General features: G+C 45.9%; 21 protein-coding genes. All 21 read right to left on the reverse strand.

Annotated elements, in window-relative coordinates; translation table 11 throughout:
- Positions 1-130: 130 nt before the first annotated feature.
- Positions 131-2,557 (reverse strand): homocysteine S-methyltransferase family protein, encoded by a 2,427-nt coding sequence (locus tag PGY05_RS01570; protein ID WP_270475209.1) that lies wholly within the window; start codon positions 2,555-2,557, stop codon positions 131-133.
- A 12-nt stretch (positions 2,558-2,569) separates the two neighbouring features.
- Positions 2,570-3,217: a vitamin B12 dependent-methionine synthase activation domain-containing protein gene (locus PGY05_RS01575; protein ID WP_055247079.1), complete on the reverse strand. Its 648-nt coding sequence runs from the start codon at positions 3,215-3,217 to the stop codon at positions 2,570-2,572.
- A gap of 15 nt (positions 3,218-3,232) precedes the next feature.
- A complete protein-coding gene (metF, locus tag PGY05_RS01580) occupies positions 3,233-4,099 on the reverse strand; it encodes a methylenetetrahydrofolate reductase [NAD(P)H] (protein WP_008369248.1) in 867 nt (288 codons plus the stop codon).
- Positions 4,100-4,172: 73 nt separating this feature from the next.
- On the reverse strand, positions 4,173-5,609 hold the full coding sequence (gene glgA, locus PGY05_RS01585) for a glycogen synthase GlgA (RefSeq protein ID WP_270475211.1): 1,437 nt from the start codon (positions 5,607-5,609) through the stop codon (positions 4,173-4,175).
- A 66-nt stretch (positions 5,610-5,675) separates the two neighbouring features.
- Complete coding sequence (gene spo0A / locus PGY05_RS01590; protein ID WP_022220247.1) at positions 5,676-6,461, reverse strand: sporulation transcription factor Spo0A; 786 nt, start codon at positions 6,459-6,461, stop codon at positions 5,676-5,678.
- A 117-nt stretch (positions 6,462-6,578) separates the two neighbouring features.
- Positions 6,579-7,649, reverse strand: coding sequence for a SpoIVB peptidase (gene spoIVB, locus PGY05_RS01595; RefSeq protein WP_270475212.1), 1,071 nt, complete (start codon positions 7,647-7,649; stop codon positions 6,579-6,581).
- A gap of 80 nt (positions 7,650-7,729) precedes the next feature.
- On the reverse strand, positions 7,730-9,406 hold the full coding sequence (recN, locus tag PGY05_RS01600; RefSeq protein WP_270475213.1) for a DNA repair protein RecN: 1,677 nt from the start codon (positions 9,404-9,406) through the stop codon (positions 7,730-7,732).
- Between the two features lie 12 nt (positions 9,407-9,418).
- Complete coding sequence (gene argR, locus PGY05_RS01605) at positions 9,419-9,871, reverse strand: arginine repressor (protein ID WP_008369259.1); 453 nt, start codon at positions 9,869-9,871, stop codon at positions 9,419-9,421.
- Between the two features lie 3 nt (positions 9,872-9,874).
- Positions 9,875-10,711 carry an NAD(+)/NADH kinase gene (locus tag PGY05_RS01610; RefSeq protein ID WP_055260777.1) on the reverse strand — a complete coding sequence of 279 codons (837 nt, stop codon included), beginning with the start codon at positions 10,709-10,711 and terminating at the stop codon, positions 9,875-9,877.
- Between the two features lie 6 nt (positions 10,712-10,717).
- On the reverse strand, positions 10,718-11,551 hold the full coding sequence (locus PGY05_RS01615; protein WP_008369262.1) for a TlyA family RNA methyltransferase: 834 nt from the start codon (positions 11,549-11,551) through the stop codon (positions 10,718-10,720).
- A gap of 6 nt (positions 11,552-11,557) precedes the next feature.
- Positions 11,558-13,438: a 1-deoxy-D-xylulose-5-phosphate synthase gene (gene dxs / locus PGY05_RS01620; protein WP_270475294.1), complete on the reverse strand. Its 1,881-nt coding sequence runs from the start codon at positions 13,436-13,438 to the stop codon at positions 11,558-11,560.
- 14 nt (positions 13,439-13,452) lie between these two features.
- Positions 13,453-14,343, reverse strand: coding sequence for a polyprenyl synthetase family protein (locus PGY05_RS01625; RefSeq protein WP_055155885.1), 891 nt, complete (start codon positions 14,341-14,343; stop codon positions 13,453-13,455).
- Positions 14,333-14,569: an exodeoxyribonuclease VII small subunit gene (gene xseB / locus PGY05_RS01630; RefSeq protein WP_008369268.1), complete on the reverse strand. Its 237-nt coding sequence runs from the start codon at positions 14,567-14,569 to the stop codon at positions 14,333-14,335. Before xseB ends, PGY05_RS01625 begins: the two co-directional genes overlap by 11 nt.
- A 4-nt stretch (positions 14,570-14,573) precedes the next feature.
- On the reverse strand, positions 14,574-15,836 hold the full coding sequence (gene xseA, locus PGY05_RS01635) for an exodeoxyribonuclease VII large subunit (protein ID WP_022220253.1): 1,263 nt from the start codon (positions 15,834-15,836) through the stop codon (positions 14,574-14,576).
- A gap of 12 nt (positions 15,837-15,848) precedes the next feature.
- Positions 15,849-16,241 (reverse strand): transcription antitermination factor NusB, encoded by a 393-nt coding sequence (gene nusB, locus PGY05_RS01640; RefSeq protein ID WP_270475214.1) that lies wholly within the window; start codon positions 16,239-16,241, stop codon positions 15,849-15,851.
- A gap of 13 nt (positions 16,242-16,254) precedes the next feature.
- Positions 16,255-16,638, reverse strand: coding sequence for an Asp23/Gls24 family envelope stress response protein (locus PGY05_RS01645; RefSeq protein WP_008369274.1), 384 nt, complete (start codon positions 16,636-16,638; stop codon positions 16,255-16,257).
- Positions 16,631-16,846 (reverse strand): hypothetical protein, encoded by a 216-nt coding sequence (locus PGY05_RS01650; RefSeq protein WP_270475215.1) that lies wholly within the window; start codon positions 16,844-16,846, stop codon positions 16,631-16,633. The genes PGY05_RS01645 and PGY05_RS01650 overlap by 8 nt, the downstream gene beginning before the upstream one ends.
- Before the next feature lie 113 nt (positions 16,847-16,959).
- A complete protein-coding gene (locus tag PGY05_RS01655) occupies positions 16,960-18,552 on the reverse strand; it encodes a peptide chain release factor 3 (RefSeq protein WP_270475216.1) in 1,593 nt (530 codons plus the stop codon).
- A 68-nt stretch (positions 18,553-18,620) separates the two neighbouring features.
- The gene (locus PGY05_RS01660) at positions 18,621-19,256 is read right to left on the reverse strand and encodes a SpoIIIAH-like family protein (RefSeq protein ID WP_008369281.1); all 636 of its coding nucleotides are present in this window, start codon (positions 19,254-19,256) and stop codon (positions 18,621-18,623) included.
- 26 nt (positions 19,257-19,282) lie between these two features.
- Complete coding sequence (locus tag PGY05_RS01665) at positions 19,283-19,819, reverse strand: stage III sporulation protein AG (protein WP_270475217.1); 537 nt, start codon at positions 19,817-19,819, stop codon at positions 19,283-19,285.
- Entirely contained in the window at positions 19,816-20,085 is a 270-nt protein-coding gene (locus PGY05_RS01670) for a stage III sporulation protein AF (RefSeq protein WP_270475218.1), read from the reverse strand. The genes PGY05_RS01665 and PGY05_RS01670 overlap by 4 nt, the downstream gene beginning before the upstream one ends.
- Positions 20,086-20,089: the final 4 nt, after the last annotated feature.

Here is a 20,089-nt window from a genome sequence, read left to right on the forward strand (position 1 = left end):
TCATGCCTCCCATGCTATCATTTTCTTTTCTCCTTGATTTATGCATATTATAGCATATACAAAAAAATTTTCCAAACTTTTTTAGCATTTTCACATACAATTTCGACCTTTTGTATCTGCCTTGCAATTCCTACTCCACCATGCCAAAAAATTTCTGCGCATAGTGTACGGACTGCATGGCATCTTTTCCATAGAAATCTGCCCCGATCATATCCGCGTAATCCTGGTTCAGAACAGCCCCGCCTACCATGACTTTGCAGTCCGGTTTTTTCTCTCTTAAGAGTTTGATCGTCTCTTCCATGCTGACTACAGTTGTGGTCATCAGCGCACTTAGGCCTACCAAAGTGACATTCTCCTCAACTGCTTTTTCTACGATTGCCTCCGGCGGCACATCCTTTCCGAGATCGATCACATCAAAACCATAATTTTCAAGAAGAACTTTCACTATATTCTTTCCGATATCATGGATATCACCTTTTACGGTGGCAAGGATGATCTTCTCCTTCTTTTCTTCTTCCTGTCCGGATGAAGCAAGCACATCCTTGATAACCGCAAAGGCAATCTTCGCAGCATCCGCACTCATCAGAAGCTGCGGAAGGAAGACGGTTCCCTTTTCAAAACCTTCACCGACTACATTGAGTGCCGGGATCAGTTCCTCCTGGATGATATCCAGCGGTTCCCTCGTACCGATCAGGTCACGGGTGATATGATGCGCCTCTTCTTTCAGCCCTCTCTCGATCGCATATTTGAGTGTCATCTCAACGCCTGCAGCTTTTGGTGCATTTCCGGCTGTTGCAGCTGCCTGCGATGCCTGGACTGTCACCGTCTCTGTGGTTCCCGCATAAGTACTGATATAATTCGTACAATTTTCATCAAAGCCCATCAGTGCATTATAAGAACGATAAGCTTTCATCATATCTTCTGAGGATGGATTGATGATTCCTGCCGTCAGTCCGTTCTGCATTGCCATCGCATAGAAATAGCTGTTGACGATCGGGCGCCTTGGAAGTCCAAAAGAAATATTCGATACTCCAAGAACGGTTCTGACCCCGAATTCTTCCCGTACTCTCTTCAATGCTTCCAGGGTAACCTTTGCCCCGTCCTTTTCCGAACTGATGGTCATGGTCAGCACATCGATCACGATATCTTTCTTGTCGATTCCGTATTTGGCTGCTTCGTTGATGATCCTACCTGCAACACGCACACGACCTTCTGCATCCTTCGGAATCCCCTCTTCATCAATGGTCAGTCCGACAACCACACCGCCATATTTCCGGACCAGAGGAAAAACTTCGTCCATAGAAACCTGCTTTCCGTTTACAGAGTTGATCATCGGCTTTCCATTGTAGATACGCATTGCACGTTCCATAGCCTTTCCATCTACCGTGTCAATCTGAAGTGGAAGACTGGTCACGCTCTGCAGTTCTTTTACAACTTTTTCCATCATGGCAACTTCGTCAATATCCGGAAGTCCTACATTGACATCCAGAATGTGCGCGCCCTTATCCTGCTGCGTGATCGCTTCTTTCAGAATGTAGTCCATATCTTCATTTTTCAGTGCTTCTTTGAATTTTTTCTTTCCGGTCGGGTTGATTCTTTCTCCGATGATACGCGGCATATCATCCAGGATCACAGCCTGTCCATAAGAAGATACGATCGTATCATGCTTTTTCTCGATCTCGCGCAGCGGAAGATCTTTGCATTCTTCTACCAGCTTTTTAATATGCTCCGGTGTCGTTCCGCAGCATCCGCCGATCACACAGGCTCCTCCTTTTACAACCTCCTGCATGATCCGGGCAAACTCATCCGGCTCTACATCGTAATACGTTTCCCCGTTCTTCTGCTTCGGAAGTCCGGCATTTGGCTTCACAATGATCGGAAGGGAGGTATATCTTCTTAAATCGTTCAGGATTGGAAGCATCTGTTTCGGCCCAAGTCCACAGTTCAGCCCCAGTGCATCTACGCGGAGTCCTTCCAGCATTGCCACAACAGAAGGGACATCCCCGCCTGTCAGAAGCTTTCCTCTTTCATCAAAGATCATGGTTACAAATACCGGAAGAGAAGAATTTTCTTTTGCTGCAAGAATGGCTGCCTTTACTTCATAGGTGTCACTCATGGTCTCGATATGGATCAGGTCTGCACCGTACTTTTCTCCATAGCGGACGGCTTCTGCAAATGCTTCATAAGCATCATCAAAATCCAGATCTCCCATTGGTTTTAATAGCTTTCCGGTCGGTCCCATATCCAGTGCCACATAAGTCTCTTTTCCAATCTGCTCCCCTGCTCTTTTTGCATTTGCAATCCCTGCACGGATCACTTCTTCAACCGTATATCTGTCATCATGAAATTTGCAGACATTAGCGCCAAAGGTATTTGCAAGAACCACATCACTTCCTGCTTCGTAATATCTGCGGTGAATCGCTTCCACCTTTTCCGGATGTTCAATGTTCCAGGTCTCCGGAAGTTCTCCCGGTGCAAGTCCTTCTGCCTGCAGAAGAGTTCCCATTCCTCCATCTAAAAATAAAAGTTCTTTTCCCAAACGTTCTCTGATATTCATACCCTACGCTCCTTAATTTCTTCTGTAAATGCAGTCCTTCTTCTCACACGCTTCGCAGCCTTTGATGTGGCATTTTTCCTGCGTATCACTGATCCCAATGATTGCAGTCACCGATTTTGTCGGTGTGAGCATATAGCTGTCTGTCATGGTAAGTCCGATCTTCTTTGCCGTATCCAGCATCCGTAGGATATCGTCCTGATGATGGATATCAAAATCACCGTATCCCGGACTGAATCTCGGTCTGAGCCATTTATTCTGTGCTTTTAACTCTTCTCCGATCGAAAGCTGCAGATCGTCACAGTACTCCTCCAGATATGCAGCTGCGCATGCCTGCAATACGACAGATTTCGCCATATCTGTCAGTGAATAACGTTTCATCAGTATATCGACACTGGTACCGAGTGTTGCGCCAAATACAACTGCCTCTTTGCAGCCTCTGAGATTCTTTCCGAGACTTCTGCTTTTAATATTCATTTTTCCGATCGTCACCTGGTCTTCTCCTGTAACTTTACAGTCAAAAATGCGATAGACGGATTTTGCCTGCGTAGTCTGATCGAGCTCCCCGAAGGAAACATCGATCAGCGCAAGCGTCTGTTCATCTACCGCATGTCTTCCATATCCCAGATAACGAATTGCTTCTTTCGTTCTGGCATCTGTCATCTTTCTTATGTTCCTTTATTTTACGATTTCTGAAAGGTTCTGCATGATTGCAGCAGCTACTTCCGGTTTATTCATCGAATATACGTGGATATTGCGGACTCCATTTGCGATCAGGTCAATGATCTGGTCGGTCGCATATGCAATTCCCGCCTGCTTCATCGCTGCCGGATCATCTCCAAAATAATCTACGATCGCACGGAATCTCTGCGGAACAGCAGTTCCCGAAAGGGCACAGCTTCTTGCGAGCTGCTTTTTCGTTGTGATCGGCATGATTCCCGGAAGCACCGGTATCATGATTCCCTGTTCACGGATACGATACAGGAAATTATAGAAAATATCATTATTGAAAAACATCTGTGTGGTAATAAAATCCACTCCACAATCTACCTTTTCTTTGAGATAACGGATATCATCTTTCTTGTGTTCCATCTCTACATGTCCTTCCGGATAGCATGCAGCTCCGATGCAGAAGTCTCCCATTTTTTTGATGTCTTCGATCAGTTCACAGGCATGAGAATACTGTCCCGGAAGCGGAAACTGTCCATCCTGCGGGATATCTCCTCTGAGTGCAAGGATATTCTCAATCCCTTCTTTCTGAAGCTGTCCGATAACCTTATGTACCTCTTCCTTGGTTGAGGACACACAGGTCAGATGTGCAAGTGCCGGAATCTTCAGGTCATTCTTGATATGACTTGCAATCTTAACCGTATTCTTACTGGTTCCACCACCGGCTCCATAGGTAACACTGATAAATGACGGGGTAAGTTCTGCGATCCCATCCGTTGCTTTTAACACGGATTCAAAGCCCGCATCCGTCTTCGGTGGAAACACTTCAAAGGAAATATGTACTCCGTCTGCTTTAATTTTGTCTATAATCCTCATAATGAATGTTTCTCCTCTGTAAAATTTTTCATTTCATGATACCATATTTTCCGGTAAATTACCAGAATGCATTTTACATATTTTCGTAAAGTTCTTCGTAAAGCTTGGCTGAATTCTTCCATGAGAAGTCTTTTTCCATACCACGCTCTACAATCTTGTTCCAGTCACGCTTCTTGTCATAGTAAATCTGTTCTGCATATCTTACGGTTGCAAGCATCTCATGCGCATTGTAATTGGTGAAGCTGAATCCGGTTCCGGTCTTCTCGTACTCATTGTAAGCTTCTACAGTATCTTTGAGTCCGCCTGTCTCTCTTACGATCGGCACCGTACCATATCTCAGACTCATCAGCTGGCTCAGTCCACATGGTTCAAATAATGACGGCATCAGGAATGCATCACAGGATGCATAGATCTTGTGAGACATCGGCTCTGAATAATAGATCTGTGCAGATACCTTATCCGGATACTTCCATGCGAAATGACGGAACATGTTCTCGTATCTCTCATCTCCGGTACCGAGTACGACGATCTGAACCGCATCCTGGCAAAGTTCATCCATCACACAGTCGATCAGGTCAAACCCCTTCTGGTCGGTCAGTCTGGATACGATACCTATCATCATACGGTGCGGATCTCTCTCCAGTCCGAGTTCTTCCTGCAGCGCCATTTTATTTTTCACTTTCTCCTTGCGGAAGTTTTCGACAGAGTAAGTTCTTGCAATGTTGGTATCTGTTGCCGGATTAAAATCACCGTAATCAATACCATTGACAATTCCTGACAGGCAGTTTGATCTTGCCTGCATCAGTCCTTCCAGCTTCTCCCCGTAAAACGGTGTCTTGATCTCTTCCGCGTAACTGCTGCTTACCGTTGTCACACGGTCAGCGTAGACAATTCCGCCTTTCAGATAGTTGGCATCGTCATATGCTTCCAGCTTATCCGGTGAGAAATAGTATGCCGGAAGTCCGGTGATATCCATAACCGTCTTTTTATCCCAGATACCCTGGAATTTGAGGTTATGTATGGTGATCACAGTCTTGATTCCACGGAAAAACTCATTGTTATAGCGGAAATTATCCAGATAAATCGGAACAAGCCCGGTCTGCCAGTCATGACAGTGAATGATATCCGGTCTGAAATCCAGAAGTGGCAGTGCACTTAAGGCTGCTTTTGAAAAGAATGCAAACTTCTCAATATCGTATGCAATATCACCATATGGCTGCGAACCATTAAAATAATATTCATTGTCTATGAAATAAAAAGTGATTCCTTCGTACTGAAGTTCAAGAAGCCCTACATACTGCTGTCTCCAGTTCAGATCCATATAGAAATGAAGTCTATAAGAAAGTTTATCTTTCCATTCGTCTTTCATGCACATATACTTTGGAAGCATAACACGTACATCGTATTTGTTCTTATCAAAATATTTTGGTAGTGATCCCACTACATCGGCTAATCCTCCTGTTTTGATAAACGGAACTGCTTCAGATGACACAAATAATACTTTTTTCATTTAACACCCTCCTTACTCTCGCGGCTTATTTATAATTATACCGCAATTTCATCCGTTTGAAAAGAATTATCTGCGCTTTGATTTCAGTCTGATCGTGTCTGCGACCAGAGCAATAAATTCAGAATTGGTCGGTTTTCCTTTCCCGTTACTTACTGTGTAACCGAAAAGAGCTTCTAAGGTATCCAGCTTTCCCCTGCTCCATGCAACCTCGATCGCATGGCGGATCGCCCGTTCAACACGGCTCGATGTGGTCTGGTTCTTTTTCGCGACTGTCGGATACAGGATCTTTGTGATCGCATTTAAAACTTCCATATCGTCAACCGCCATCAGAATGGAATCCCTCAGATAATGATACCCTTTTATATGTGCCGGGATTCCGATTTCATGGAGCAGTTCTGTCACCTGTGTTTCCAGGTCCTCCTCAGAAGGTTCCGCATATACGGTATAATCTGTGTAAGGCGCTACACTCTTTTCCGCATGTCCGGAGCTTTTGATCCGCTGAAGGATTGTTTCATTGCGAAATGGTTTCAGGATGTAGTAGGCTGCTCCTTTTTCGAAGGCATCTTCCGTGATCCTCTCCTGTCCAATCGCAGTTACAATAATAAAATTCGGCTGTTTCTTTACCGTTTTATCTGCGCCTATCATTTCCATCACACTGATTCCATCCATTTTCGGCATGATCAGGTCAAGAAGTACAACGTCAGGCTGTTTATCTCTTATAATGTGATAAATATCTTCTCCGTTCCTGGCTTTTCCCACCAGTTTGAGATCTTTATCACTTTCTACAATTTCTCCTAGTAAATTCAACATTCTTTCGTTATCGTCAGCAATCGCTACATTCAGTTTTTCCATAAAGCCTTTCCCCTCCTTAAAGTGACAATTTGCACTGGAATGTAACCTATTATAACCTTCTGTATTCTGCGAATACAAGCAAATGGTGTCGCAGAAATCTGACAAGGTTCGCACATTTCAATCTTTTTTCAGATTTTCCAGCATGTTTTCGATAAATATTCCGTATCCTTTTGTCGCATCCTGTACGAAAACATGTGTCACTGCACCTATAATCTTTCCATTCTGCATGATGGGGCTTCCACTCATTCCCTGCACAATCCCACCGGTCAGTTTAAGTAACCGTTTGTCAGTAACCTGAATTTCAATCCCCTTGTTCACCTCCCTGGCATCCAGGTCAACTTTTGTGATTCTGACTGTATAATCTTCTGTCTTTCCGCTTACTGCACAGCGGATATACGCCTTTCCAACCTGAATTTCTTCCTTTGCCACAGCCGGATAAGCTTCTTTGCTGTCAAATATTCTCTCAATCCTGTCTAATTTCCCATAAATCCCTGTCTCTGTGTTTGTAGTAATCGAACCTAAAATATTGTAATGATTGTAGACAATGATCCCTTCCATCCCTCCGGGATTTCCGTTCTCACCTTTTTTAATATTCTGAATGCTGGTATCATATAATCTTCCCGTTGACATTTCGATCAGTTTGCCGGTATCTACATCATGTATTCCATGTCCCAACGCACCGTATTCACTATCCGCATTCAGAAAAGTGATTGTGCCGAGTCCCTGCGCGTTATCACGCACCCAGATTCCAAGTTTATATGCCCCGCCTTCATCTTTTGTCGGATGAAGTTGTACATCAATATACACTTTTTTTCGACGAATGTGTAAGATGACGGACTTATTCGATAATTTTTTAACCCGTTCGATAAGCTCAGATTTATTATAAATACTGTCAGAATCAACTCCGACAATATAATCTCCCTCCTTCACCAGATGCTTCGCCGGATTCACACCGATCCCATCTTTTCCCTTAATTTCCTGCGTCCCCAGCACCATCACGCCATCCGTCTCCATATAGATCCCAACCGGCATCCCTCCCGGAATCAGAAGGTTTCCCGAAAGTTCACTGACCGAAGCCTCCCTCTCCGCTTTCTTGGCCCGCCATTCCCTGCAGCAATAGCCGCCTCCTATAACCACAATTACCGCTAATAACACACTTAACATTTTCCGATAACTTCTAACCGACATTACACACCCCTTTTTCCTCCCTAAAATTCCGCAAAAAATAAGGCAGGATTTTTTCTCCTGCCTCTAGTATGTGCTCAATCTTATTTTTTCAAACCGGATGCCAGAATTTTCATCTCCCGTGCGTTTTCCAGCACCGCATCCGTAATCTTTGCGCCTCCAAGGATCCTTCCCAGCTCCTGCACAGATTCTTCCCCGTCAAGCTGCCGGATCTTGGTCTTTGTCATCTGATCTTCCACCCGTTTTTCAATCAGGTAATGAGTATCTGCCATTGCAGCAATCTGTGCCAGATGCGTAATGCAGATCACCTGATGTTTCCTGCCGATCAGGCACATCTTCTCGGAAACCTTCTGTGCGGTACGACCGCTGATCCCCACATCGATCTCATCAAAGATCAGTGTCTCGATCTCATCTTTATCCGCCATGACTGCCTTGATCGCAAGCATGATGCGGGAAAGTTCACCGCCGGATGCCACAGTTGCAAGCGGTCTTGTCGGTTCACCCGGATTCATGGAAATCATAAATTCCACCTCATCCGTTCCTTCTACTGTGTACCCGGAGGTTTTTGAAAACCGAATTTCAAAGCAGACATCCAGGAAATTCAGATCCTGAAGTCCTTCTGCGATCTTTGCCTGCAAAAGCTTTGCCTCTTTTTTACGGATCTCCGACAGACCCTCGCATTCTTTTTGCAGACGTTCTTCTGATTTTTTCAGTTTTCCCTTTAATTCATTTAAATATTCATCATAATTTTTTAAAATCAGGAGGCGCTCCTCGTCATCCGCCTTATGCTGCAGGATCGCCTCTGCCGAATCTCCGTATTTGACCTTCAGATGATTGATCTGGTTCAGCCGGCTCTCCGTCTCATAGAACTGTTCCGGTTCAAAGGAAAGACTGTCCAGATAACAGCGAAGCTCGCGCCCGGAATCCCCGATCAGATTCTCCACTTCGACCAGCTGTTCATACAGTTCTCCCGATTTGTCATCATGTTCTGCCGCCACAGCCGCCGCACGTACTGCCCGTCCGATCGCTTCTGCCGCACTTATACCGCCTTCTCCTGCTGTATACAGATACGCCTCTTCCAGATTCTCTGCGATTCTTTTCCCCTGCATCATCCGCCGGTAATCTTCTTCTACCGACTGGCATTCTGCCGCAGTGATTCCTGCATTTTCAATCTCATCAATCTCAAATTCAAGAAAAGAAATCTCTTTGGTTCTCTCAGCCTCGTCTTTATCGGCTTCCTTAAGTTCTTTTTCCAGCCGGCGGTATTCCCTGTATGAATCCGCCACTTTTTTCTTCCATTCTCCGGCTTCTTTTGCAAATGCATCCAGAATTGCCAGATGATTTTTTTTATATAACAGTGACTGATGCTCATGCTGTCCGTGAATATCGATCAGAACCTGGGCTGCTTCCTTTAGCCGCCCCAGTGTCACAGTCTCTCCATTGATCCGGCTCACACTTCGGTTTCCGTTAAACCGTCTGGTGATAATGATCTGCCCTCCGTCCGGCGAAAGATCCATCTCTTCCAGCTTCCGTACCGTTTCCGGATTTTCCACATAAAAGGTCAGTTCTACAAGTCCCTTATCGGCTCCCTTACGAAGCATATCTGCTGAATATCTTCCGCCCAGGGCAAGACTGACACTCCCCAGGATAATTGATTTTCCGGCACCGGTTTCCCCGGTCAGGATATTGAGTCCACCAGAGAAATCCACTTCCGCCTCATCGATCAGCGCCAGATTTTTTACATGCAAATTTTGTAACATTCTTTCTCCTGTCTATTGTTCCAGTAGTTTCTTGATCTTTTCCATCAGTAGAATCGTATCATCCACGGTCCGCACAGCGCACATGATCGTATCATCCCCGGCAATACAGCCAACGATCTCATTCCAGTTCATCGCATCCAGTGCCGCAGCCACCGCCATCGCCATACCGGATACCGTTTTCAGTACCAGAATGTTCTGAGCCATATCCATAGAGCTGAATCCATCCCGCAAAATGCGCACATATTTTTCAGTCATTCCGTTCTGTGCACTCTGGAGTACCGCATATTTCTGCCTGCCGTTTTCTGCCGGAACCTTGGTGAGCTTTAAGTCGCGGATGTCTCTGGATACCGTTGCCTGCGTCACTTTAAATCCCGCTTCATTCAGATACTCGGCAAGCTCATCCTGTGTCTCAATCTGATATTTGTTGATCAATTCTACAATTTTGGCATGTCGGTTTACTTTCATCTTCTAGTTTCCTTTCATCTTTTCACGTAATGTTTCCAGAAAGCTCACTTTGCTGAGTTTTACGATTTTCGCTGTCTCCCATGCCTTTTTGATCCGGATCCGGTCACCGGTATGAAGCGTGACTTCATCCGCACCATCATATGCAATCACTGCTTCCTCGATCTGATTTTCCCGTTTTGCACCAATCTCGATCACGATCTCATCTTTGTCCGCGAAAACGATACTGCGGGAATTGAGTGCATGCGAGCAGATCGGTGTCACAACGATCAATGACGCTGTCGGCTCCACGATCGGTCCTCCTGCAGACAGATTGTACGCAGTAGAACCCGTTGGTGTGGACACGATCAATCCGTCCGCATCATAGGAGTTCAGAAACTCTCCGTTAACATAGAGATTAAAATGAACAATCTTCATGCTGCCGGATCTTGTCATGACAATATCATTGAGTGCCACATCCCTTACATTGCGGTATGCAGCGGATCCATACAGCATCATTCTCTCTTCAATCGTATAATTGCCCTCTACGAGCTGTTTTACAGCCTCTTCTACATTCTGCACCTCTACCTCGGTCAGATAGCCAAGGGTGCCCATATTGATTCCAAGCATCGGAAGATCCCGCCCGAACAGACGTCTGGATGCCTGGATAAAGGTTCCGTCTCCGCCTACCGTCAACACACAATCAATATCCTTTGGAATCTTGATCTTTGAAAAATTTCCTTCTTCCGGCTGCTCTTCCAGATAACATTTCTTCCCGTAGGATTCAATGCATTTTTTGATTTTCACGGTGATCTTCCGATTTGCATCCTTCATATCATTCGTGATAATGTAAAACTTTTCCATGTCTTTTTATTTCTTCTCCTCAGCCGGATCCTTTTTTGCAAGTGTGTCAAAAGCAGCATCGACAGTCCCCCGAATGTCTACGCTCTCCACAATCCTTGCCTCTTCCTCCGGCCTTTTTTTCAGATGTACCAGATACTCGATATTCCCTTCCGGTCCTTTGATCGGTGAAAATTCAAGTGCTGCTACTTCAAAGCCGATCGATACTGCATAATCGGTTACTTTTTCGATGACCTCGATATGGGTACTCTTTTCCCTTACCACACCTTTTTTCCCAACCTTCTCACGTCCGGCTTCAAACTGTGGCTTGATCAACGCAACGATCTCTCCGTTCTCTTTCAGGTAATTGCGGATTGGGAGAAGTACCTTCGTCAGCGAAATAAAAGAAACATCAATCGATGAAAAATCAATCGGTTCTCCCAGATCTTCCGGCTGTACATAACGGATGTTGGTCTTTTCCATGCAGACCACTCTTTCATCCTGACGTAATTTCCAGTCCAGCTGACCATGTCCCACATCGATGGCAAACACCTTGACTGCTCCATTTTGCAGCATGCAGTCTGTAAATCCTCCTGTCGAAGATCCCACATCGGTACATACCTTTCCTTCCATGGATACATCAAAATTCTTCATCGCCTTTTCCAGCTTAAGTCCTCCGCGGCTGACATACGGAAGTGCATGTCCACGGACTTCGATCTGAACCTCTTCCGAAAAGGAAGTTCCCGCTTTATCCTCTCTCTGCCCGTCCACGAATACATTGCCGGACATGATGATCGCTTTTGCCTTTTCTCTGGAGGATGCCAGATTTCTCTTTACAAGTAATACATCCAACCGTTCTTTCATTCTCTATCAATCCCTCCTGCTCTCTTCTGCTATATATGCAGTGATAATCCTGGCCACGCAGGATTCAATATCCAGCATCACCTCACTGCGAAGTAGGTCTACACTTCCGTGTTCGATATAGTCATCCGGCAGTGCCAGATTCAGAACCTCTGCGTCTGTCTCAAGACCTGCCAGATAAGCAGTCACAAATTCTCCGAATCCGCCTCTGCGGATATTTTCTTCCAGTGTCACGATCAGCCGGTGTTCCACCGTCAGTTTCCGGAGCATCTCCTCATCCACCGGCTTTACAAACCGGGCATTGATCAGGGTACAGTTATATCCAATCTCTTTCAAACGCTTCCGAACCTGAACTGCCTGCTCAAACATATGTCCGACACTGATGATCGCAATATCCTCTTCTTCATAGACCGGCTCACTCTTTCCATACTCGATCGGTGCTCTGTATTCACGGAATCCGTCAAATGCGCTGCCTCTTGGATAGCGCACTGCTGCCGGTGCTCCAAGTCTCACCGCAAACCGCACCATGTCCGCCAGTTCCCATTTATTTTTCGGAGAAAGGACGGTCATATTCGGAATCATTGACAGATAAGAAAGATCAAAGATCCCCTGATGGGTCTCCCCGTCGCTTCCCACAAGTCCTGCCCTGTCCACAGCAAATACGACCGGAAGCTTCTGCAGACAGACATCATGGATCATCTGGTCAAATCCTCTCTGTAAAAACGAAGAATATACAGCAAATACCGGATGCAGTCCTGCCGCAGCAAGTCCTGCCGCAAAGGTCACGCCATGTCCCTCTGCGATCCCCACATCAAAAAAGCGGTCCGGATAGTATCTGTGAAATGCTGCCAGGCCGGTACCGTCTTCCATTGCCGCCGTGATTGCTACCAGTCTGTCATCTTTTTTTGCCAGATCCAGCATAACCTTGGAAAACACATCTGTACAGGAATCCTTTCCACTTTTGGAAATCGGCTCTCCTGTCTGGATATCAAACGGACCTGTTCCATGGAAACGGGAAGGGTTTTCTTCTGCCGGGAGATACCCTTTCCCCTTTTTCGTCAGGACATGGACAAGCACCGGTCCTTTTACCCTTTTTGCCTCGGTAAACGCACGGCACAGCGCCTTCAGGTCATGCCCGTCCACCGGTCCTAAATACTTGATTCCCATATCTTCAAAGAACATTCCCGGAACCAAAAGCTGCTTGATGCTGCTCTTGGTGCGCTTAATATGCCGCACCATCTTTTCACCGCCAAACGGAATACTGCCAAGTACATTTTCCACGGTATCCTTCAGGTCGGTATAGGCCTGGGCAGTGCGCAGCTCCCCGAGATAACTGGACATTCCACCGACATTTTTGGAAATAGACATATGGTTATCGTTGAGTACGATGATGAAATTCGTCTTCATCTCCGCAGCATTATTCAGTGCTTCATAAGCCATTCCTCCGGTCAGTGATCCATCACCGATAACAGAGATCACAGAATAATCCTGTCCCAGGATATCCCTCCCTCTGGCATATCCAAGTCCGGCCGAAATCGAAGTGGAGCTATGACCGGTATCAAAGGCATCACAGTCACTTTCTTTCCTCTTCGGGAAACCACTCATACCGCCGTATTTTCTCAAACCATCAAATCCTTCTTTCCTTCCGGTCAGAATCTTATGCGTATAAGACTGATGCCCTACATCCCAGATTATCTTATCCTCCGGAAGCTGAAAACTGAGATGCATTGCCATGGTAAGCTCTACCACACCCAGATTGGACGCAAGATGCCCTCCTGTCTTGCTGATCTTCTCAACAAGAAAGGTACGGATTTCTTCTGCAAGCCCTGCCAGTTCCCGTTCATTTAATTTTTTGATATCATTCGCTTCGTGAATCTGCTCCAGATACACTTCATCCACCCCGCTTATTTTTTCCTGTGTATCAGTTCCCGTATCAGCTGTGTCAGATACGCATTTTCTCTGTCCAGTCCGGAAAGCAGCTCCAGTGCTTCCTGTGAAATAACTTCCACATCTCTGGTTGCTTTTTCCAAACCTTTTAATGTAACATAGGTTGTTTTTTCATTCTTTTCATCGCTGTGGACCGGTTTGCCAAGCTCTTCTGTAGTACTTGTCACATCCAGGATGTCATCCTGGATCTGGAAAGCAATCCCCACATCCGATGCGATCTTCTGCACTTTCTCAAGCTCTGCATCCTCTGCACCTGCAAGAAGTGCTCCGATCATCATCGAACTTTCGATCAGCGCTCCGGTTTTCAGTTCATAGATAAAGTTCAGCATGCCTTCATCAAGTCCCACACCGCAGGAAGCCACATCCACGACCTGACCGCCTATCATCCCGTAAATACCGGCTTTTTCTGCAAGGATTTTTAAAGCTTTTCCAATCAGAAGACTCTTTTCAGGTGCGATTTCAAATGCCTTTACCGCCGTCTCAAACGCATAGTTCAGAAGTGCATCCCCGGCAAGAATTCCCATTGCTTCCCCGTATACAATATGCGTTGTCTTTCTTCCTCTACGGTACTCGTCATTGTCCATTGCCGGCAGATCATCGTGCACCAGGGAATAAGTATGGATCATCTCCATTGCTGCCATAAACGGCTCGATTTCTTTTCCTTCTCCTCCGAAAAGGCGGTATGTCTCCTGCATCAGCATTGGGCGGAGTCTCTTTCCGCCTGCCATCACACTGTACTCCATCGCCTCCATGATCTGGCTCTGGTAACCTTCTGCTTTCGGCAGATATTTTACAAGAAGCTTTTCAATCACTTCTGTTCTTTCTTTCATTTCTTCTTTAAAAGTCATGTATTTCTCCATTCTCTTCCAGCACCTGCACTTTTTTCTCTACTGTATCAATCTTCTCATTACAAAGCTTCAGCATTTCCATACCCTTCTGATACAGTCCGAAGGACTCTTCCAGCGAAGTATCTCCCGATTCCAGCTCTTTTGCCACCTGATCCAGCTTTGCAAAAAGCTCTTCCAGAGATTCTTCCGGCATTTCTTCTGCAATCTCGTTTTTCTTATCTGCCATTTTCCTACTCCTTCTTGGTATCTGTTACCTGTGCCTCGATCTGCCCGTCTGTCACATAAATCCGAAGCCAGTCTCCTTTTTTTACATCCGCTACTTTCTTTACGGTCCCTTCCGATCCCTGTACATAGGAAAAGCCCTGGTTCAGCTTGGCAAGCGGAGAAAGTCCCTTCATCCGTTCGATCCGGATTGCAAGCTGCTGACGGCTTTCCCGCAGATTCCGCTCCATCAGAAGCGGCAGCATCTCCTGCACTTTCCGGGTCCTCTCCTGTTCCTGTTCCAACCGCTGATGCATGGCTTTTGGAATCTGCTCCTCATAGTCTGCAAGCTGCTGGCGCATGGACTTAAGTTTCCCTGACGGACTTAAGTAACGGAATTTTTCTGCATACCGCGCTGTATGAAGTGATGCAACCTCCAGCTTTCTCCTCATACTTCGGTGCATCCTTTCCCGTTCTGTCCGGATCGTTTCCAGAAGTTCCCGGTAATTACAGATTGCAAGCTCTGCCGCAGCAGAAGGCGTCGGTGCACGAAGATCCGCTACATAATCTATGATCGTCGTGTCCGTCTCATGTCCTACTGCCGAAATAACCGGTACACTGCATTCAAAAACTGCGCGCGCTACCTTTTCCTCGTTAAATGCCCACAGATCTTCAATAGACCCCCCGCCTCTGCCAACGATCATCACATCAACCTTTGCTTCCTCCAGTGCACGGATTCCCCGTACCACACTTTCAGACGCACCATCCCCCTGTACCAGTGCCGGATACAGAAGAATCTGCACATATGGATTTCTCCGCCTGGTAATGTTGATAATATCGCGCACTGCCGCTCCGGTTGGTGCCGTTACAACACCAACTGTCCGCACATATTTCGGAATCGGCTTTTTATATTCCGGCGCAAACATTCCCATTTCTTCCAGCTCTTTTTTGAGCTTTATAAATTTTTCATAAAGAAGTCCCGCACCATCCAGTACGATCTCCTTTGCATAAACCTGATATCTGCCATCTCTTTCATAGACGCTGACGCTTCCAAGCACGATTACCTGCTGCCCTTCCTGCATACGAAAAGAAAGCCCGCTGCGCTGCCCGGCAAACATAACACAGGCAATCGTTCCGGACTCATCTTTCAGTGAAAAGTACAGATGTCCTGAAGTATGGTACTTACAGTTTGACACTTCCCCTTTGATATAAATTCGATTCAACATAAAGTCTTGCGTAAACATATTCTTAATGTACGCATTGACCTGTTTTACAGTATATACATTTCGCATGATTTCTGATTCTTATGCAAGCTTTCCGAGTACACCGTTGACAAATGCCGGTCCCTCATCTCCTGAAAAATTCTTTGCCAGCTCAACTGCTTCATTGATCGCTACTTTGACCGGCACTTCGTCATCCCACTTCATCTCATATACGGCAAGACGAAGAATAGAAAGATCCACTTTATTCATACGTCCGGTTTTCCAACCGGTTGTATGTTCATTGATCATCGCATCGATTTCTTCTTCATGTGCTGCGATATCTTTGACCTTTTTGCGCATATATCCGCGTTCTTCCTCACTTGCTTCTTCTAACTGTTCCAGATACAGTTCGATCTGTTCGTCTGCATCAGCCGCATCAAATCCGATGCTGAAGAGCATTTTAAATATATGTTCTCTGACTTTACTTCTTCGCATGTTCTCTCTCCAATTATTCTTCTTCCGGCATGTCCACACCTGCAACACGGATGTTTACGTCTGCAACGGTAAGACCTGTCATATTCTCGATTGCTGCCTTTACTTTTTCTTGTACCTTTAAAGTAGTATCTTTGATACTGCTGCCATATTTGAGGTTCAGGGCAAGGGATACGGTAACGATACCTTCCAGCACGTCTACCTTTACTCCTTTGGAAAGGCTCTTCATTCCAAGCTTTGCGATCAGTTCTCTGGTTGCATTTCCTGCCATGGAAGATACCCCCTCTACCTCCATCGCTGCAAGTCCTGCGATAATTGCAACTACTTCATCAGCAATCTGTACTTCTCCGAGGTTCTCATCTGATTCTATCTTATAGGTATTTCTCTCTTCTTTACTCATTATAAGTCCTCCTGTCTGCGGTTCTTCCGCTCCTCGCGCTCATCTCGGAACCTTTCGGTTCCTCGATGTTCGTTGCACTCACATAGGTCTGGCTTGAAAATGATTCGTCTGCATGCAGCCGATCATTTTCCACCCAGCACTGCGCTTTTTTTACGCTCCTCGCGCTCATCTCGGAACCTTTCGCTTCCTCGATGTTCGTTGCACTCACATAGGTCTGGGCTGAAAGTGATTCGTCTGCGAGCAGCCGATCACTTTCTTCCCTTCCCTGCGCTCGTCGCTATGCGTTCATTGTAACATAAAAGATCCTTATTGGAAAGTTTTTTAGGAACGTCCGAATTCGGAAAGTTTCAGTCCTTCGTTTCGTTCCAGCACCATACGGATGCTCCAGCTGTTGACAAACAGAAGAAGCGGTCTGTCTTTCAGGTCCTTGATCTTCTTCATATCGGATGTGCCGACCAGCTTGTCCATATTGATTTCTTCATTCTCGATCCAGCGGATATGTTCGTATGGAAGTGGTTCCAGACGGATCTCCACGTTATATTCATTTTCCAGACGGTATTTTAATACATCAAATTGCAGGACACCGACTACACCGACGATGATCTCTTCCATACCGGTGTTGAATTCCTGGAAAATCTGGATCGCGCCTTCCTGCGCGATCTCGTTGATTCCCTTGATGAACTGCTTTCTCTTCATCGTATCCACCTGGCGTACTCTGGCAAAATGTTCCGGTGCGAAAGTCGGAATTCCTTCGTATGCAAATTTTTCCGCTGAATTGGTCAGTGTATCTCCAATGGAGAAGATACCAGGATCAAATACACCGATGATGTCTCCACCATAAGCGGTATCGATCATGTGGCGTTCACTCGCCATCATCTGCTGTGGCTGTGACAGACGGACTTTCCTGCCTCCCTGGATATGGAAGACATCCATGCCTGCCTTGAACTCACCGGAACAGATACGCATAAATGCAATTCTGTCCCGGTGTGCCTTATTCATATTTGCCTGGATCTTAAACACAAATGCGGAGAAATCTTCTTCTTTCATCGGATCGATCAATCCTTTGTCGGACATTCTCGGAAGCGGCGAAGTCGTCATTTTAAGGAAATGCTGAAGAAAGGTCTCCACACCGAAGTTGGTCAGAGCTGATCCGAAAAATACCGGAGAGAGTTCTCCTTTGCTGACCATCTCCTGGTCAAATTCCGCACTCGCTCCGTCCAGAAGCTCAATCTCTTCTTCCAGCTGTGCGAACTGTGCTTCACTTACGATGCTCTTTGCTTCCTCACTGTCGATGGAAACCTTCTCAACTTCCCCGATCGAGGTTCCTTTCTTGGTATCTGAGAAAATCTCCAGCTCTCTGCTGTTCCGGTCAAATACGCCGCGGAATTCTTTTCCGGAACCGATCGGCCAGTTGATCGGACAGGTAGCGATCCCCAGTTCCTTTTCAATATCATCCAGTAATTCAAAGGTATCCATCGCTTCACGGTCCATTTTATTGATAAATGTAAAAATCGGAATATGACGCATGACGCAGACTTTGAACAGCTTTCTTGTCTGTGCCTCCACACCTTTTGATCCATCGATCACCATAACCGCCGAATCGGCCGCCATAAGAGTACGATAAGTATCTTCCGAGAAATCCTGATGTCCCGGTGTATCCAGAATATTGATGCAATAACCGCCATACTGGAACTGCAGAACAGAAGATGTTACCGAAATACCTCTTTCTTTTTCAATCTCCATCCAGTCTGAAACCGCATGTTTCGCTGTTGCCTTTCCTTTTACAGAACCTGCCTGATTGATTGCCCCACCATATAACAGAAACTTCTCTGTCAGGGTAGTCTTACCTGCATCCGGATGGGAAATGATCGCAAATGTTCTTCTTTTCTTTATCTCATTCGTAAAATCTGCCATGTTATTCTACTCCTACTATTTTCTCAATGTCACTCAAATTCTTATTATATGGTATTTTTGCTATAATATCAATCCCCTGATTCACTCGTATTTGTACTTTCATGGATCGGTGTGATCACCACATTTGCAGCATTTACCTCTGCTTTGCGTGTGACAATATCCTCGATCTGTGCCCGTTTTGCATCCGACAGATCCGCCACATCAACGACCACATCTGCGGATTCTTCGGTAAGACTTACCACCGCATCCTGAAAGCCTTTGCTGGCAAGCAGAGTCTCAATTGCGACCTCCTGTTCGGCGCGCTGTGTCATCTCCACCATCTGCGCAACTGCATCTGCTTTCTGGTCTTCTGCGATATCTGCATTATCAATGATCGCCTGCAGGGTTTCTTTGTTTTTTGCCCGCACCTGCTCCCGGTTCACTTTTGCCTGTGCTACAAGCGCACTGACCGATCCATTTGTCAGCACCGCCTCTCCCGGATTTCCGTCCACCTGATCGTTATCCGCTGTCTGGAGGGAGCTGTCACCTCCTGTGTCCTGATCCGAAATATCCAGAAGTTCCTTATTTGCCATCTCGCTTCCCGTCTCTGCTGTTTTGTTTTTCGAGCCAAAAATTTTTCCGGAATAGTTCAGATATCCTGCCGCAGCGATCATCACCGCAAGAACCGCAATCACAATCTGATTTTTCTTAAATACTTTTTTCACTAGCCTTCCTCCTATAAGATTCTTTTTTAGTTATGCTTCATTACTTTTATCTTATGCGTGTCTACTCCGAATAATGCCTGCACAGCCTCTGTGATATTTTCAATCACGATGGCGTTATCTCCGCCATCTGCAATTACGAGAACACCTTCTATCCGGGGACTTAATTCCTGTTTCACATATGGCGTTTCTTCTCCATTTCCGTTTGCATAAACTGCCGTCTCTGAAGAACTGGTATTTTTTCCTCCGCTCTCCCCTTCCTGCACCTCACTTGTCATCTCCCGATCCTTTTCCACTACCTTTTCCGAGGAAGAAGCCAGAGTGATCATCACCTTTACATTTCCAACTCCTTCTACTTTTGCAAGTGCATTTTCCAGCCGTGTTTCCAGTGCATCTGTATAAATATCCTCCGATGCATTTTCCGCCTTCTGCACCTGCTGTTCATCCTGTGTCTGGTCTGATTTTATATCGGAAACAGGCATCGCGATCACAACCAGAAGCAGTCCGACAAGCAATATGATCAGCCATTTGTCTTTTTTTATTTTACGGATTTCAAACATCTTCATTCACCGCCCTTTTCGAGCAAATCCGCCGCATACTCCATCTCTTTTATCATCTGCTCATACTCCGCCGTCCGATACAGCTCCGTTACCTGTCCGGCTTCCCCCATAAGGTCCAGAACCGGCTGGGCAAGCAGAACTGTCAGAAGAAGTCCGCAGAAAAAACGAACATATTTCCGGTATCTATTCTCTGGAAGTGCCTGCAAAAATGCGGTTACAAGAATCATATAAACGGCGAGATTCTGCATCCACCTGTAAACCAGCTGTATCATTTTA

Source organism: Coprococcus sp. AF51-11b1 (assembly GCF_027682785.1).
Classification (GTDB): Bacteria; Bacillota; Clostridia; order Lachnospirales; family Lachnospiraceae; genus Allocoprococcus; species Allocoprococcus comes.